Source organism: Amycolatopsis sp. NPDC054798 (assembly GCF_053611505.1).
Window position 1 is genome coordinate 1 of record NZ_JBSHAM010000062.1, and the last position, 15,504, is coordinate 15,504.

Here is a 15,504-nt window from a genome sequence, read left to right on the forward strand (position 1 = left end):
GCTCTGGGCCTTGCTGCGCGACGGACGGCGCTTCACCCCGACCGCCCCACAGCCGATCACCTCGGCCGCTTGACACGATCATTGAGATTCCCTTCCGTTTTCCGTACCGACTCCCGGAAGGGCGGAAACTCATCGGTCAGCCGGACAGCGCGCGCCAGGCCTCCCGCCGCTCCCGCTGCCGTTCCGGATCCGCCACCGGCGCCGCGGCGACCAGCCGTCGCGTGTAGTCCTCCCGCGGCGAGCCCAGCACCGACGCCACCGGGCCCTCCTCGACCACCCGCCCGCGATGCAGCACGACGACCCGGTCCGCCACCCGCTCCACCACCGCCAGGTCGTGGCTGATGAACAGACAGGCGAACGCCAGTTCCCGCTGCAGGTCCGCCAGCAGGTCGAGCACCGAAGCCTGCACCGAGACGTCCAGCGCGCTCGTCGGCTCGTCCGCGATCAGCAGCCGCGGCCGCAGCGCCAGCGCGCGGGCGATCCCGACCCGTTGCCGCTGCCCGCCGGACAGCTCGTGCGGGTAGCGGCCGCTCCAGTCCGGGTCCAGGCGCACGGCGGCGAGCAGCTCCGCGACCCGCTCCCGGTGCTCCCCGCGTTCGCCGTGCACCACCAGCGGTTCGGCGATGCTCGCGCCGATCGTCGCGCGCGGGTTGAGCGCGGAAGCCGGATTCTGGAACACGATCCCGATCTGCCGCCGGATCTCCCGCCGCTGCCGGGCCGACGCCCGCGCGACATCCACGCCGCCGATCTGCACGGAGCCCGCCGACGGCGCGACCAAACCGGTCAGCACCGACGAGATCGTGCTCTTACCCGAACCGGACTCGCCGACGAGCCCGAGCACTTCATCGGTCCCGATCGTCAGCGACACCCCGTCGACCGCCCGCACCGGCGGGGCGCCGCCGCCGACGCGGTAGGTCACCTCGAGATCCGTCACCGACACCAGCGGAGCCGACGCCGGCCGCACCGCGGCGGCGGGCGCGGAACCCAGCGACAGCACCGAATCCAGCAGTTCCCGCGTGTAATCCGCCTGCGGCGAAGCGAACAGCCCGGCCGCCGTGTTCTGCTCGACCACCTGGCCGTCGCGCAGCACCACCACGCGATCCGCGACGTCCGCGACCACACCCATGTCGTGGGTCACCAGCAGAATCGCCGTGCCGAGCCGGTCCCGCAGCGACCGCAGCAGCTGCAGGATCCCGGCTTGCACGGTGACGTCCAGCGCGGTGGTCGGCTCGTCCGCGATCAGCAGCTTCGGATCGTGGATCAGCGCGATCGCGATGACCACCCGCTGCAGCTGACCGCCGGACAGCTCGTGCGGGTAGGCGCGCAGCACCCGCCGAGCGTCCAATTCGACCAGTCCCAGCAGTTCCCTGGCCCGCTCCCGCGCCTCGGCCCGCGACACCTTCCGGTGCGCCCGGACCGCGTCCACGAGCTGCGTGCCGATCCGGAACACCGGGTTCAGCGCGCTCATCGGCTCCTGGAACACCATGCCGATCTCGCCGCCGCGCACCGCGCGCAGCTCCGCACCGTCCACTGTGTACAGATCGCGGCCGTCGAGCACCGCGGAACCGGTCACCGTCGCGGTGTCCGGCAGCAGGCCGAGCAGCGACAGCGCGGTGACCGACTTGCCGGAACCGGATTCCCCGACGAGGGCGACGACCTCGCCGGGGCGCACGTCGAACGTTACGTCCCGGACGGCAGGGCCCGCTGAGGCCCCGCCGAACCGGATCGAGACGTCGCGCAGGGAAAGCAGCTGCTCGGACACGGGATTACTTCGCCAGGCCCATCTGGAGGTAGTTCGGATACGCCGGGAACGCGCCGATCGCGAAATTGCCGACCTTCGCGCCGTGCAGGAACGAGTTGCGGGTGTAGATCAGCGGGACCACCGGCGAGTCCTGCATGATCCGCTTGTCCGCCTTGGCCCACAGCTTCCCGGCCGCGGCCGGGTCGACCGTGCCCTGCGCCTGCGCGATCAGCGCGTCCACTTCGGGCACCGAATACCGCGACTCGTTGTACCCGCCGTTGCCGATCTCCGAGGTGCCGAACAACGGCTCGATGTTGGCGTTGGCGCTCGGGAAGTCCGGCTGCCACGAACCGAGGGTCAGGTCGTAGTTGCCGTCGTTGCCGGTGACCAGCGTCGTCCAGGCTTCGTCGTCGATCGGGCGCAGTTTCGTGCGGATCCCCGCGCGCTCCAGCGCGGCCTGGATCGCCTGCGCCTTGTCCGCCTCGTTGTTCGCCGTCGACACCGGGAAGTCCAGATTGTCGATGCCGTTCGGGAAACCCGCTTCGGCGAGCAGCTGCTTCGCCTTCGCGACGTCGCCCGACGGCGGGGCCGGGTAGAGGTCGTACACCTCGCGCCCGGCGATGCCCTCGGTGATCAGCGTCGTGGCGATCGGCCCGGCCAGGTCCGCGCTGCCCGCGGCGGCGACCTGGTAGGCGGTCTTGTCCACGGCGTACTGGAACGCCTGGCGCACCTTGGGATTCGCCAGCGGGCCGCGCTTGGTGTTCAGCGCGAGGTAGGCCAGCGCACCCGACTTCGACGTGACGAGCTGGTTCTTCGCCGCCGGGTTCGTGCGGATCTGCGCCAGCTGCGCCGGGTTCACGAACGACGAGCCGAACGCGAACGCGTCGTTGCCCTGGCTGGCCAGCAGCCGCTTCGCGACGACGCCGGTGTCCTGGCCCATCTGGATCACGACCGCGTCCGGCAGGCCGGTGCGCGCCAGGTCGGTCTTGGCGTCCCAGTTCGGGTTCCGGACGAACTTGACCTGCACGCCCTTCTGGTACGACTCGACCTGGTACGGGCCGGACGCGACCGGCTTCGTGTCGTAGGTCGCGTCGGTGCCCTTGCCCTTCGGCACCGGGGCGAAGGCGGGCATGCTCGCGATCCACGGCCAGTCGCCGTACGGGCGGGCCAGGTGGAAGACGATGGTCTTCGGGTCCGGCGTCTCGATCGACGCCAGTTCGCCGCCCTTGAACGGGCCCTTGTAGTCGGAGCCGCCGGCGAGCAGGTTCTTGTGGTAGCTCAGGCCGCCGGAGAACGCCGAGTCGAACGACCGCTCGATGCCGTATTTGATCTCGGCGCTGGTGATCGGCGTGCCGTCGGCCATCTTCAGGCCGTCCTTGAGCGTGTAGGTCCACGTCTTGCCGTCCGCGCTCGCCCGGCCGGTGTCGGTGGCGAGGTCCGGGACCACGGTGGCCGGGCCGTCCGCGGCGGTCTTCCACGCGGTGAGCCGCCGGTGGATCAGGCTGATCGTGGTGATCGCCAGGTTCTGGCTCTTCGCCGGGTCGAGGTGCTGCGTCGTGGTGTCGCTGAGGATGTACAGCGTCCCGCCGGACGACACCGACACCGCTCCCCCGCCGCCGGACTGCTCGTTCGCGTTGCACGCGGCGAGGAACGCCCCGGCTCCGGTGACCGTGGCGGTGATGCCCAGCGCCTTCAGGAAGTCCCTGCGATCCATGGTTTTTCCGTTCCCTTTCTCAAGAACCGAGCCGAGCGCGGGGGTCGAGGACCCCGTAGAGCACGTCCACCGCGAAGTTCGCGAGGACGACGAAGAAGGCGGCGAACAGGCTGACGCCCATCAGCACCGGCAGGTCCACCTGGTGCACGGCGTCGACGAGCAGCCCGCCGAGCCCCGGCAGCGCGAACACCCGCTCGGTGATCACCGCCCCGCCGAGGAGCGCGCCGAGGTCGACCGCGAACACCGTCACCACCGGCAGCAACACGTTGCGCAGCGCGTATTTCCCGACGACCGTCCGCTCCGGCAGGCCGACCGCCCGCGCGGTGCGGATGAAGTCCTCGCCCATGATTTCGAGCATCTGGCCGCGCGAGAGCCGGGCGTACACCGCGGCGTTGATGAACGCCAGCACCAGCCACGGCAGCACGAGGTGCCACGCCCAGTCGACCGGGCTTTGCGCGAACGTCACGTAGCCGCTCACCGGCACCACGTCGAGCGTGAAGCCGAACAGCAGAATTCCCAGCAGCCCCACCAGATACGCCGGTGCGGACACCCCGGCGAGCGTGATCGTCATCGCCGCCCGGTCGGCGAACTTCCCGCGCCGCAGCGCCGAGAACACACCGGTCGCGACGCCCGCGATCAGCCAGATCACCGACGCGCCGATGGCCAGCGAGACTGTGATCGGCAGCCGGTCCCCGATCAGCGCCAGCACCGGTTCGCTCTGCTGGAACGAATAGCCGAAGCAGGGCGCGGAGCAGACGATCGCCGTCACTCCGGTGCCGAACGTGCGACCGGTGAAGATGCCGCCGAGGAAGTCGAAGTACTGCTGGATCCACGGTTTGTCGAAGCCCATGAACTCCCGCGCCAGCGCGAGGTTCTCCGGCGTGCACGGCTTGCCGCAGGACATGTAGGCCGGGTCGGTGGGCAGCAGGTAGAACACCGCGAAGGTGGCGAAGCTGACCACGAGCAGCACGCCGAGCATGCCCAGCAGGCGGATGCCCACGAAACGCAGAGTGCGGTTCACCGGCGCACCGCCGTCTTCGGGTCGAGCGCGTCGCGCAGCCCGTCGCCGAGCATGTTGAACGCCAGCGTCGCGACGAACAGCGCGGCGCCGGGGAAAATGAGGAACATCGGATCGGTCTGCACCCAGTTGATCGCGTCGCTGATGGAACGGCCCCAGCTCGGCGTGGGCGGCGGGATGCCGACGCCGAGGAACGACAGCGCGGCTTCCAGTCCGATGTTGGCCGGGATGCTCACCGTCGCCAGCACGATGATCGGCGCCCACAGGTTCGGCAGCAGCTCGCGGCGGAACACGTGCGCGCCGCCCGCGCCGAGCGCACGGGCCGCCCGGACGAAGTCGCGGTTGCGCAGGCTCAGCGTCTGCGCGCGGACGACCCGGGCCACGCGCGGCCAGCCGAACAGGCCGATCACCGCGATCAGCAGCAGCGGCCGCGGGATCGACTGCGGGGCGACCGCGCCGAGCGCGATCATGAAGATCAGCTGCGGGAACCCGAGGAGCACGTCGGTCACCCGGCTCACCACGGTGTCCCACCAGCCGCCGACGTACCCGGCGCTCGCCCCGAGCAGCACGCCCAGCAGCATCGACACCGCGGTCGCGGCGAGCCCGATCAGGAACGACGTGCGCGCGCCGTACGCGACGACCGCGAAGAGGTCCCGTCCGGTCAGCGGTTCGACGCCGAACCAGTGGCTTCCGCTGATCCCGCCGAGGAATCCCGCGCCGGTTCCGTCGGCCGGATTCAGCAGTTCGGTGTGGTAGGTGTACGGATCCTGGCCCTCGATCAGGGCGAGCAATGGAGCCGCGAGGGCGGTGACGATCACCAGCACGATGACGACCGCGCTGGCCTGGGCCCAGCGGTCGTGCCGCAGCGCGCGCCACAGGCTCCGGGAGGCCGGTGCAGCCGCCGGAACCGGGGCGCCGCCCGGCGACAGGATGTCGGACAACGGTTCCCTATGCAGATTCAGCGTTACTTGACGACGTGACAGTAAAGAACCCGAAGGAAATTCACCACGACGGCGGTGCCCGTCCCGGATCGTGAGACGCCGCCGCTGTCCCCCTCTCTCCGCGGGCGCGCCCCGTTCGCGCAGGTCACCAGCGGTCCGGCGGCCCGGCTCAGTGTGCCGTGCGGACAGCAGTCCGGCCACCCTTGTTGTCACCCGTTCGGACGTAGTCCCGGGACGGTCGGCTGACTCCGTTTGTGCCGCCGCACGCCCGGCGCTGGACTAGCCGCACTTAGTCAGTCTCCTGTGGACGGAAGGACCCGCCGATGTCTCGCTGCTCGCTCCGCAAGCTGGCCGGGGTGCTGTTTTCCGCGGCCGCGGCCGCCCTGCTGGTCAGCCCGCCCGCCTCGGCGGTCACCGCGGCGGTGAACGGCGGCGACGCGATGTACACCGTCTCGCCGGGCCCCGGCCGCGAGCCGTATTACTGCTCCGCCGGTTTCGCGATCCTCGTCAAAGACGTCCGGTACATCCTCACCGGCGGGCACTGCACCGAACACGGGCTCGACTGGAAAGACATCGGGCCCAACGTCGACACCCGCTTCCCCGTGACCGACTACGGCCGCGTCCAGGACCCGTCCGGCTCCGGGCACGCCAGGGTCGACCTCTACGACGGCAGCACCCAGCGGATCCTGCGCGCGGGCACCCCGCAGGTGGGGCAGCTGGTGTGCAAGAGCGGCATGACCACGAAGAAGACCTGCGGCAAGGTCCTCGGCCTCAACCAGACCGTGAACTACGGCGACGGCAAGCTGGTCGTCGGGACGATCGCCACCGACATCCCGGTCGACAGCGGCGACAGCGGCGGCCCGTTGTTCTACGCCGGGGTCGGCTACGGGGTGCTGTCCGGCGGGAACAGCCAGGTCAGCTTCTTCCAGCCGCTGCCGCCCGTGCTCGCTGCTTACGGCGCCACGCTCGCCTGAGCTTCAGGTCCGTGAGGGGAACCCTGATTCCCTCAGGGTTCCCCTCACGGACGGCAGAAACGGTTCGGAACGTTCAGGACTGCGCCAGGTCCGCGTGCCCCTCCCGCAGCGCGCGCTTGACGATTTTCCCGCTCGGGTTCTTCGGCAGCGCGTCCACGAACACCACGTACTTCGGGCATTTGTATCCGGCCAGGTGCTCGCGGGCATGCGCGAGCACCTGGCCCTCGGTGAGCGTGACGCCCTCGCGCGGCACGACCGCCGCGGTGACCGCCTCGATCCAGTGCGGGTGCGCGACCCCGAACACCGCGACCTCGGCGATCCCGTCGAGCAGGTACAGCGCTTCCTCGACCTCGCGGCTCGCGACGTTCTCGCCGCCGGTCTTGATCATGTCCTTTTTCCGGTCCACCACGGAGAGATAGCCCTCGTCGTCGAGCACGCCGAGGTCGCCTGAGTGGAACCAGCCGCCTTCGAAGGCCGCGGCGGTTTTCTCCTCGTCCTCGTAGTAGCCGAGCGTCGCGTGCGGGCTGCGGTGCACGATCTCGCCGACCTCGCCGGACGGCAGCTCGCGGCCGTCCTCGTCCACGATCCGGGTCTCGACGTTGATCGACGCCCGGCCCGCCGACCCGGCCTTCGCGAGTTGTTCGTGCGGGCGCAGGATCGTCGCGAGCGGAGCCATTTCGGTCTGGCCGTAGAAGTTCCACAGCTGCACGTCCGGCAGGCGGCGCGCGAGTTCCCGCAGCACTTCGACAGGCATCGCCGCCGCGCCGTAGTAGCCCTTCCGCAGGCTGGACAGGTCGGTCGTGTCGAACGCCGGGTGGCGCAGCAGCGAGATCCACACCGTCGGCGGCGCGAACAGCTTCGTCGCGCGTTCGCGTTCCACCGCGGCCAGCAGCGCCGCCGGGTCCGGGCCGGGCAGGATCACGCTCGTCGCGCCGAGGTAGACGTCGACCGACAGGAAGCAGTCCAGCTGCGCGCAGTGGTAGAGCGGCAACGAATGCACCTCGATGTCGTCGCCGGTCATACCGCCGTCGATCGCGGCCGACACGTACTGGGCGATCAGCGAACGGCTCGACAGCAGCACGCCTTTCGGCCGCGATTCGGTGCCGGAGGTGTACATCAGCCGCAGCGGATCGTCGTCCGCCACGAGCACGGCCGGAGCGGATTCGTCGCCGGGCTGGTCGATCCAGTCCGCGACGCTTTCCCATTCGCCGCCGCTGCCGCCGATCCGCCCGCGCAGGACGTCCGCGCGGCCCGCGCGCTTCAACGCCTCCGCCGCGGTGTCGAGCAACGTGTCCTCGGCGATCATCCCGGACACCCCGGCGTGGCCGAGGATGAACGCGACTTCCTCCGCGCCGAGCATGAAGTTCACCGGCACCAGCACCACGCCCAGTTTGGCCGTGGCGAACACGAGCACCGCGTACTCCCAGCAGTTGTGGCTGAGCAGCGCGAGCCGGTCGCCTTTCGCGAGACCGCGTTCGGCGAGCCGGTGGGCGCAGCGGTTGACCGCCGCGTCGAACTCGCGGTAGGTCGCCCGGCGCTCCCCGGAGACGATCGCGAGCTTGTCCGGGAGGCGCGACGCGGTGCGCCGCAGGAGATCCCCGACGGAATGCTGGCGGGCGTGCTGGATCGCATCCGCCGTTTCGGCGCTGAACGGGCTCGGCATAGCCGGAGTCTCATCCACCGGCGCCGCGCGCGCAAGCAGGACCGGCGGCGACTCTCGGCAGGCTTCCGGGCACACCCGGGGAGAGGCTCGTGGACGAGATCGAAGGACCGACGCCGCGGTCGCGTGCGGAGGCACCAGCGGCATCGGGCTGGCCGTCTACTACCAGATGCCCGACGCCGCCACCGCTCGCGCTGTGCTCGGATTCTTCGCCGTCCACGACCGAATACATCTCCACGCGGCCGCTCGCGCCGGAATAGGTGATCTCCAGCGTCCACTGGTGCGGCTGCCCGTCCGCGGGCACGGTGAGCGACTGCCGCCACGGCATCGGCCCGGTTTCCTTGGCCGCGCCGTCCAAGGTGTAGGTGACCTGCTTCAGCGAACCGGAGCCGGTCGCGTTCAGCACGACCGGCACGAACACCGTCCGGGCAGCAGTGCGAAAGTCCATGCGCACTGTACGGAGACGAGGCGGGACCGGCCCCGCCTCGGGAAAGCCCGTTCAGCCGTCCTTCGCCCACACCCGGACCGCGACCGCCACGGCGATCCCGGCGACGCCGAGCACGATGCCCGCGACCAGCAGCCCGGACGCGATCAACCCGAGCGCGGCCACCGCGAACAGCGCCGCCTCCAGGAAAAACCGTGTCGGCTCCGGGCTGCGCCGCTTGGCCCGGGGCGCGATCACGAGCCCCCAGATCGCCGCGGCCAGCGCCGGCCACAGCACCGCGGACAGGATGTCGAGGAACACGCTCCCGCCGAGCCGCGCACCGGCGACCGCGAGACCGGCGAGCAGCGCCAGTTCGGTCAGGAAGCGGAGGACGAGCACCGCGCCGGGGAAACCGCGCAATTCGGGTCGAGTGGTGGTCACGCGGGGAGCCTAACGGCCGGGACCGCGCTCCGTGCGCGGAGTGCGGACCCGGCCGGAAATCAGCGCCGCGCCACCATCCGCGACAGCGTCATCAGGATCGCCCCGAACACCAGCAGCGCCGCGCCGAACACGGCGAGCCGCGGGGTGTTCACGCCGGTCTTCGCCAGTGCCTGCTGCTTCGGCTGGCTGGCTTCCGCCGCCGCGGCCTGCTTCGGCTGGCTGGCCGCGACCTTCTGCGGGGCCGTCTTCTGTGCAGCCGGGGCCTTGGGCGTCACCTTCGCGACCTCGTGGACGCGGGCGGTGAGCGAATCGGCGTGCTTGGCGTCCGACAGAGACCCCGGCGGGTTCGCCTGCTTGCCGCCTGCCCAGACGAGACCGCTGATGTCCTTCTTCGCCGCGGTCGACGAGGTGGAGGCGGGCGGCTTCGTCGACGAGGACGTCGTCGGGCTTGCCTTCGTGGTCGTGGTCGGCGAAGTCGTGGCCGAACTCGTCGGCGTCTTCGTCGGAGTCTTGGTCGCCGAGGAGTTCGGCGGCGCGCTCGTGGTCGGTTTGGCCGACGTCGGCGGCTTGGTCGACGTGGTCGGCTTCGGCGGGGCCGGGGCCTCGCTCTTCGGGGCTTCTCCCCCGGCGAGCTTGATCAGCTGCTCCATCGAGCCGTTGAACGAGTCCTGGTCGCCCGGCTTGTTGCCGGAGTCCGAGTACTGCCAGATCGTGTAGTACCGCCAGCCCGAGGGCAGCGGACCCGCGCTCTGCGCGTACCGGGCGATGAACAGCGGATGCGTGTCGCCGAACGCCGCCGAGTCGCCGGTGCAGGTCTTCCACCAGTCGGTGGTGGTGTAGAGCATCGGCCAGCGCGACGTTTTCGCGTGCACCCGCTCGGAGAACGACTTCACCCACGACACCATCGCCGGCTTCGACAGGCCGAAGCACGTCGAGCCGTACGGGTTGTACTCGATGTCCAGCATCGGCGGCATCGTGCGGCCGTCCGCGGACCAGCCGCCGCCGTGCGCGACGAAATAGTCCGCCTGCGTCGCGCCGTCGGACACGTCCGGCCGCGCGAAGTGGTACGCGCCGCGGATCATCCCGACGTCGTAGGAGCCGTTGTACTGCTGCGCGAAATACGGGTTTCGGTACCCGGTGCCCTCGGTCGCCTTGACGTACGCGAAGCGCGCGCCGGCGTTCCAGGCCGCTTTCCAGTCCACATTGCCCTGATGCCCGGACACGTCCATGCCCGGCACCTCGGCGGGCGCTGCCACCGCCTGGGGCGCGTGCAGCAGCCCCAGCGCACCGGCGGCAGCCACCGCTGCCGCCGCGACGACCGCACCCGCCCGAGCCGCTATCCGCCCGGAGCCCGTCATCTTCCACTCCCTCTTCTTTTTCCGCCCTGGGAGCGCTCCGGCCGTCCGCTTCTCTTCCCCAAGATCGGCGCCGGATCACCTGGGCGTGCCCCAGTGTGTGTGACACGCGGGACGCCTGTAAACCACTGGGAGTGATGTGACGCCTGGTACACACGAGGTTTTGCCAGGTCACCGTGGGTGCGGCCGGAGCGGGCCGGGACGAAACTCACCCACCCCGGGTCACTGGCCCGCCACCCCTCGCAGCGGGTGACCGGCTCTCCGCTGAAGCGCACCGCCGCCGACCGGACAACGAACTCGCGGCGACTCCGCCCGCGCCGTCTCGCGCCAGGGCCGAAAGTCGGCGATGCGGGACCCGTTCGCGGACCCGGCACGCCCGGCCCGGCGAGGCGTTCACGAACAACTTCCTCGCGCCGGAAACCCTTGCCCGCACTGCGGAATCCCGCCTCTACCAGCACTTTTCGCCACAGTGCCGGTAACCGTGCGGACACGCAGGGTCAACCCGGCGGCCGTCTTCGCAACATCTTGGCAACCGGCTTGACACCGGCTGTGGTCCGGACCACCCTGCAGGACATTGGTCTACACCATTTGTCATTCAGCCCCGGTCGCTGCCGACCGGGCACCGAAAGGACGAAACACGTGAAGCGCTGGCTCAAGCTGGCGGCGGGAGCCGCCGCCATCACGCTCGCCACGGCCGGGTGTGCCGGCTCCGGCGGGAGTGAGAACGCCTCGAGCGCTGGGGGCGCGCAGGACGGCAAGCTGACGGTCTGGCTGATGACCGGCTCCGCGCCGGACAGCCTGACCTCCGCCCTGAACAAGGAATTCGAGGCCGCTCACCCCGGCGTCAAGGTCGACTACCAGATCCAGCAGTGGAACGGCATCCAGCAGAAGCTGACCACCGCGCTGGCGAGCGACACGCCGCCGGACGTCATCGAGGTCGGCAACACCCAGACCCCGGCGTTCGCCGCGCAGGGCGTGCTGCAGGACCTCTCCGCCGACGTCAACAACCTCAACGGCTCGCAGTGGCTGGCCGGGCTCAAGGCGTCCGGGCAGTACGACGGCAAGACCGTCGGCGTGCCGTTCTACGCCGCGAACCGCGTCGTCATGTACCGCAAGGACATGTTCGAGCAGGCCGGCATCGCCAAGACGCCGACCTCGAACGACGAGTGGCTCGACGCCATCGCCAAGCTGAAGGCCAAGTTCGGCAGCGACCCGCAGTTCCAGCCGCTGTACCTGCCGGGCCAGAACTGGTACGCGCTGTCGTCGTTCATCTGGGACAACGGCGGCGACATCGCCAAGGGCGAGGGCAAGACCTTCAAGGCGTCGCTGAACACGCCGGAAGCCAAGGCGGGCGTGGAGTTCTACAAGAAGCTCGTCGACACCTCCGGCACCACCGCGCCGAAGGACAACGACGAGGCCACCCCGCAGCAGGCGGGCATCTACGGCGGCGGCAAGGTCGCCATGTTCATCGGCACCCCGAACGAGGTGGCGACCGCGGCCAAGACCGACCCGGGCATCGCCGCCAAGACCGGCGCGTTCCCGATCCCGTCGAAGACCGCGGGCAAGGGCGCGCCGGTGTTCCTCGGCGGCTCGAACCTGGTCGTCCCGCTCAACAGCAAGCACCAGGACCTCGCGAAGGACTACCTGAAGCTGCTGACCAGCACCAAGTACATGACGCAGCTGGCCGCGGGCGGCTACGTGCCGGGCACCTCCACCGACGTCAGCGCGCTCGACAAGGACCCGCTGGGCGCGGTGATGGCGAAGGCGTCGAAGGACGGCCACGCGATGCCGGCCAGCCCGAAGTGGGGCGAGGTCGAGTCCGGCCAGAACCCGCTGAAGGACATGCTGACCGCTTACCTGACCAGGAAGAAGACCCTGGACCAGGCCGCGGCCGACGCGAACACTGCCCTCGACAAGATCATCGGCGGATGACCGCGACGAAGGACAAGCCGATGCCGGCGGGGGCGACCCCGCCGGCATCGGCGCACGTCGGGGCGGCGCGACGGCGCGGCACCGGGTGGTTCAGCGAACGGCTCATGCCGTACCTGCTGATCCTGCCCGCGCTCGCCGCCGTGCTGGTGCTGCTCGGCTGGCCCACCGTCCAGATGCTCGGCATCAGCCTGCGCCAGCTCGACCTGCGCGAGCTGGTGACCGGCAAGATGGTGTGGATCGGCTTCAAGAACTACGCCGACGTGCTGTCCGACCCCGAGTTCTGGGCAGTCGCGATCCGCACGATCCTCTTCACCGGCGCGCTCGTCGCCGCGACGCTGCTCGTGGCGCTGCTGATCGCGGTGCTGATGCGGCATCTCCACCCGGTGCTGCGGATCTTCGTGCAGATTTCCCTGGTGCTCGCGTGGGCGGTGCCGGTCATCGCCACCACCACGGTGTTCCAGTGGATCTTCGACCAGCAGTACGGCATCCTCAACAAAACCCTGGACCGGCTGGGCTTCCACTCCTTCATCGGATACTCGTGGTTCTCCAGCGGCACGAGCACGCTCGTCGTGATCGGGCTGCTGGTGCTGTGGCAGGCCGTGCCGTTCGTCGCGTTCACGCTCTACGCGGGCCTCATCGGCGTGCCGCGCGAGCACTACGAGGCGGCGGGGATCGACGGGGCCGGGCCGTGGCAGACGTTCCGCGCGGTCAGCTGGCCGGCGATCCGGCCGATCCTGACCATGGTGACGTTCCTGTCGATGCTGTGGGACTTCAACATGTTCGCCCAGGTGTGGGCCATCCGCCAGGGCGGCCCGGACGGCGCGAGCACGACCCTGGCGATCCTGCAGTACCTCAAGGGCATCGCGGGCAGCCACTTCGGCTCCGCCGCGGCCATCGCCACCATCATGCTCGTGCTGCTCCTGCTGGTCACCGGCCGGTACGTGCAGCTGCTGGTCCGGACGAAGGACGGGGAGATCGCGTGAAAAAGTCCCTGCCCGCCCGGATTCTGGTGTCGATCGCCGGCGTCTTCGTGGCGCTGCTGTTCCTCTTCCCGACGTACTGGATGTTCACGACGTCGCTGAAGACGCCGGGCGACGTGCTGTCGCCGAAGTACGACCTGATCCCGACCTCGGCGACGCTGTCGAACTTCGCGTCGGCGCTGACCAAGCCCGGGTTCGTCACGTATCTGAGCAACAGCCTGATCGTGACGCTCGGCGCGGTGCTGGCCGCGCTGATCGTGGGCGTGCTGGCGGCGATCCCGCTGGCCCGCTTCCGCTTCCGCGGCCGCAAAGGGTTCCTGCTGCTGATCCTGGTCGCCCAGCTGGCCCCGCTCTCGGCGCTGTTCATCCCGATGTACCTGCTGATGCGCGACATCGGGCTGCTGAACACGCTGCCGTCGCTGCTGCTGGTGTACTTCGCGACGTCGCTGCCGTTCACCGTGTGGATGCTCTACGGGTTCGTCAACGGCATCCCGTACGACCTCGAAGAGGCCGCGATGATCGACGGATGCAGCCGGGTCGGCGCGTTCCGCCGGGTCACGCTGCCGCTGCTCGGCCCCGGTCTGGTGACCACGTCGGTGTTCAGCTTCATCACCGCGTGGAACGAATTCCTGTTCGCCCTGGTGTTCATGCGGGACCAGTCGAAGCAAACGCTGCCGGTGTGGCTGTCGTCGTTCAAGACGGCGTTCTCGATCGACTGGGGCGGCGTCATGGCGGCGTCGGTGATCTACGCGATCCCCGCGGTGATCTTCTTCCTGATCGTGCAACGGAAACTCGTGTCCGGCATGACCGCCGGCGCGGTGAAGGGATGACGGTGGCTGACCTGTCCGAACCCCGGCGGCTCGCCGAAGCCGTTCTGCTGCCCGGATTCGCCGGAACCACCGCGCCGGACTGGGTGCGCCGCCGCCTCGCCGAGGGCCTCGGCGGCGTGATCCTGTTCGGCCGCAACGTGGTCGACGACGAACAGGTCGCCGCGCTCACCGCCGCGCTGCGGTCCGAGCGGGACGGCGTCGTCGTCGGGATCGACGAGGAAGGCGGCGACGTCACCCGCCTCGACGTCGGCAAGGGCTCGTTCGTGCCCGGCCCGCTCGCACTGGGCGCGGCCGGGGATCCGGAGCTGACCGCGGCCGTCGCGGCCGCTCTCGGCGAGCGGCTGGCGGCGTGCGGGGTCACGGTGAACCTCGCGCCGTGCGCGGACCTCACGCTCGCCGCGGAGGATCCGGGCATCGGCGTGCGGGCGTTCGGCTCGGACCCGGTGGCGGCCTCGCCGCACGTGGCGGCATTCGTCACCGGCATGCAGAAGTACGGCGTCGCCGCGTGCGCGAAGCACTTCCCCGGCCACGGCGCGGCGACCGAGGATTCGCACCTCTCTCTGCCGGTGCTGCCGCGGACCCCGGCCGAGCTGCGGGAGGTCGAACTGGTCCCGTTCGCCGCGGCGATCGAGGCGGGCGTCCGGACAGTCATGTCCGGGCACCTCGTCGTGCCCGAATGGGGCAGCGAACCGGCGACGTTCAACCGGACCGCGCTCGTCGACGTGCTGCGCGGCGAACTCGGCTTCACCGGTGCGGTCATCACCGACGCGCTGGAGATGGGGGCTGTCTCCGGGGCGTACGGGCGGCACGACGGTCTCGGCGAGGCTTCCGTCCGTGCGCTGCTCGGCGGCGCTGACGCGCTTTGCCTCGGCGGGGCCGCATTCGACGCGGAGACGCTGGACCGGACCGCGGAGGCGATCGCCGCGGCAGTGGCCGAAGGGCGGCTTTCCTTAGAACGGCTGGCCGATGCCGCTGCCCGGACCGCTTCGCTGGGCACCTCCCCCGCTCCGGCGACGGTGCAGCCGGTGGACTACTCGCTCGGCCTGTCCGCCGCCCGGGCCGCCCTGCGGATCACCGGCACGCCGAAGCTCACAGGTCAGTCGCTGGTGGTGGACGTGCAGACCGAACCGGGCATCGCGGCCGGGCCGATGCCGTGGGGCCTGGGGGCGCACCTGGCGGAACTGGTCCCGGGCACGCGGACGATGTCAGTGTCCCCGGACGACGTCTCGACGGTCCTGGCGGAGGCCGCGTCGGCGGAGAGCGTCGTGGTGGTGACCCGGGAGGCGCACCGCCATCCGGCGGTGCGGGAGTTCATGGCCGGACTGTCCACTGTGGACTACATCCGGGTCGAAACCGGGGTTCCCGGGCCGGAGACCGGTCCGGGACCGCGGATCGACACCTTCAGCGGCTCCTACGTGAGCCTGCGCGCCGCGGCGGAGTACCTGGCTCGTTCCTGACACTGTCGGTGAGGGGAACCCTGATTCCCTCGGGGTT

The 15,504-nt window shown here is 70.2% G+C and carries 13 protein-coding genes; 5 read left to right on the forward strand and 8 right to left on the reverse strand.

Translation table 11 applies throughout. The features are described 5' to 3' along the window. Nucleotides 1-136: 136 nt before the first annotated feature. The 4 genes from ACWGIC_RS30975 to ACWGIC_RS30990 are packed head-to-tail and all read right to left on the reverse strand — an operon-like array spanning nucleotide 137 to nucleotide 5,414. Nucleotides 137-1,762: a dipeptide ABC transporter ATP-binding protein gene (locus ACWGIC_RS30975; protein ID WP_452079444.1), complete on the reverse strand. Its 1,626-nt coding sequence runs from the start codon at nucleotides 1,760-1,762 to the stop codon at nucleotides 137-139. A gap of 4 nt (nucleotides 1,763-1,766) precedes the next feature. Next, the gene (locus ACWGIC_RS30980) at nucleotides 1,767-3,455 is read right to left on the reverse strand and encodes an ABC transporter substrate-binding protein (protein WP_452079445.1); all 1,689 of its coding nucleotides are present in this window, start codon (nucleotides 3,453-3,455) and stop codon (nucleotides 1,767-1,769) included. A 19-nt stretch (nucleotides 3,456-3,474) separates the two neighbouring features. Further along, nucleotides 3,475-4,476 (reverse strand): ABC transporter permease, encoded by a 1,002-nt coding sequence (locus ACWGIC_RS30985; RefSeq protein ID WP_452079446.1) that lies wholly within the window; start codon nucleotides 4,474-4,476, stop codon nucleotides 3,475-3,477. Next, a complete protein-coding gene (locus tag ACWGIC_RS30990) occupies nucleotides 4,473-5,414 on the reverse strand; it encodes an ABC transporter permease (RefSeq protein ID WP_452079447.1) in 942 nt (313 codons plus the stop codon). Before ACWGIC_RS30990 ends, ACWGIC_RS30985 begins: the two co-directional genes overlap by 4 nt. Before the next feature lie 323 nt (nucleotides 5,415-5,737). On the opposite strand from ACWGIC_RS30990, the gene ACWGIC_RS30995 reads away from it, so the two are divergent. Continuing rightward, nucleotides 5,738-6,388: a S1 family peptidase gene (locus ACWGIC_RS30995; protein ID WP_452079448.1), complete on the forward strand. Its 651-nt coding sequence runs from the start codon at nucleotides 5,738-5,740 to the stop codon at nucleotides 6,386-6,388. A 73-nt stretch (nucleotides 6,389-6,461) separates the two neighbouring features. Here ACWGIC_RS30995 and ACWGIC_RS31000 read toward each other — a convergent pair whose 3' ends face one another. The 4 genes from ACWGIC_RS31000 to ACWGIC_RS31015 are packed head-to-tail and all read right to left on the reverse strand — an operon-like array spanning nucleotide 6,462 to nucleotide 10,271. Continuing rightward, entirely contained in the window at nucleotides 6,462-8,051 is a 1,590-nt protein-coding gene (locus ACWGIC_RS31000) for an acyl-CoA synthetase (RefSeq protein WP_452079449.1), read from the reverse strand. A gap of 10 nt (nucleotides 8,052-8,061) precedes the next feature. Beyond that, nucleotides 8,062-8,496 carry a hypothetical protein gene (locus tag ACWGIC_RS31005; protein WP_452079450.1) on the reverse strand — a complete coding sequence of 145 codons (435 nt, stop codon included), beginning with the start codon at nucleotides 8,494-8,496 and terminating at the stop codon, nucleotides 8,062-8,064. A 51-nt stretch (nucleotides 8,497-8,547) separates the two neighbouring features. Beyond that, entirely contained in the window at nucleotides 8,548-8,913 is a 366-nt protein-coding gene (locus ACWGIC_RS31010) for a YrdB family protein (RefSeq protein WP_452079451.1), read from the reverse strand. Between the two features lie 59 nt (nucleotides 8,914-8,972). Further along, nucleotides 8,973-10,271, reverse strand: coding sequence for a GH25 family lysozyme (locus ACWGIC_RS31015; protein WP_452079452.1), 1,299 nt, complete (start codon nucleotides 10,269-10,271; stop codon nucleotides 8,973-8,975). Between the two features lie 636 nt (nucleotides 10,272-10,907). Between ACWGIC_RS31015 and ACWGIC_RS31020 the strand changes: the two genes are divergently transcribed. Genes ACWGIC_RS31020 through ACWGIC_RS31035 form a run of 4 tightly spaced genes read left to right on the forward strand, consistent with a single transcriptional unit; the run spans nucleotide 10,908 to nucleotide 15,467 of the window. Continuing rightward, nucleotides 10,908-12,200 carry a sugar ABC transporter substrate-binding protein gene (locus ACWGIC_RS31020; RefSeq protein ID WP_452079453.1) on the forward strand — a complete coding sequence of 431 codons (1,293 nt, stop codon included), beginning with the start codon at nucleotides 10,908-10,910 and terminating at the stop codon, nucleotides 12,198-12,200. Further along, nucleotides 12,197-13,183 carry a carbohydrate ABC transporter permease gene (locus ACWGIC_RS31025; RefSeq protein WP_452079454.1) on the forward strand — a complete coding sequence of 329 codons (987 nt, stop codon included), beginning with the start codon at nucleotides 12,197-12,199 and terminating at the stop codon, nucleotides 13,181-13,183. The genes ACWGIC_RS31020 and ACWGIC_RS31025 overlap by 4 nt, the downstream gene beginning before the upstream one ends. Beyond that, nucleotides 13,180-14,010, forward strand: coding sequence for a carbohydrate ABC transporter permease (locus tag ACWGIC_RS31030; protein ID WP_452079455.1), 831 nt, complete (start codon nucleotides 13,180-13,182; stop codon nucleotides 14,008-14,010). Before ACWGIC_RS31025 ends, ACWGIC_RS31030 begins: the two co-directional genes overlap by 4 nt. After that, nucleotides 14,007-15,467: a glycoside hydrolase family 3 protein gene (locus ACWGIC_RS31035; protein WP_452079456.1), complete on the forward strand. Its 1,461-nt coding sequence runs from the start codon at nucleotides 14,007-14,009 to the stop codon at nucleotides 15,465-15,467. Before ACWGIC_RS31030 ends, ACWGIC_RS31035 begins: the two co-directional genes overlap by 4 nt. Nucleotides 15,468-15,504: the final 37 nt, after the last annotated feature.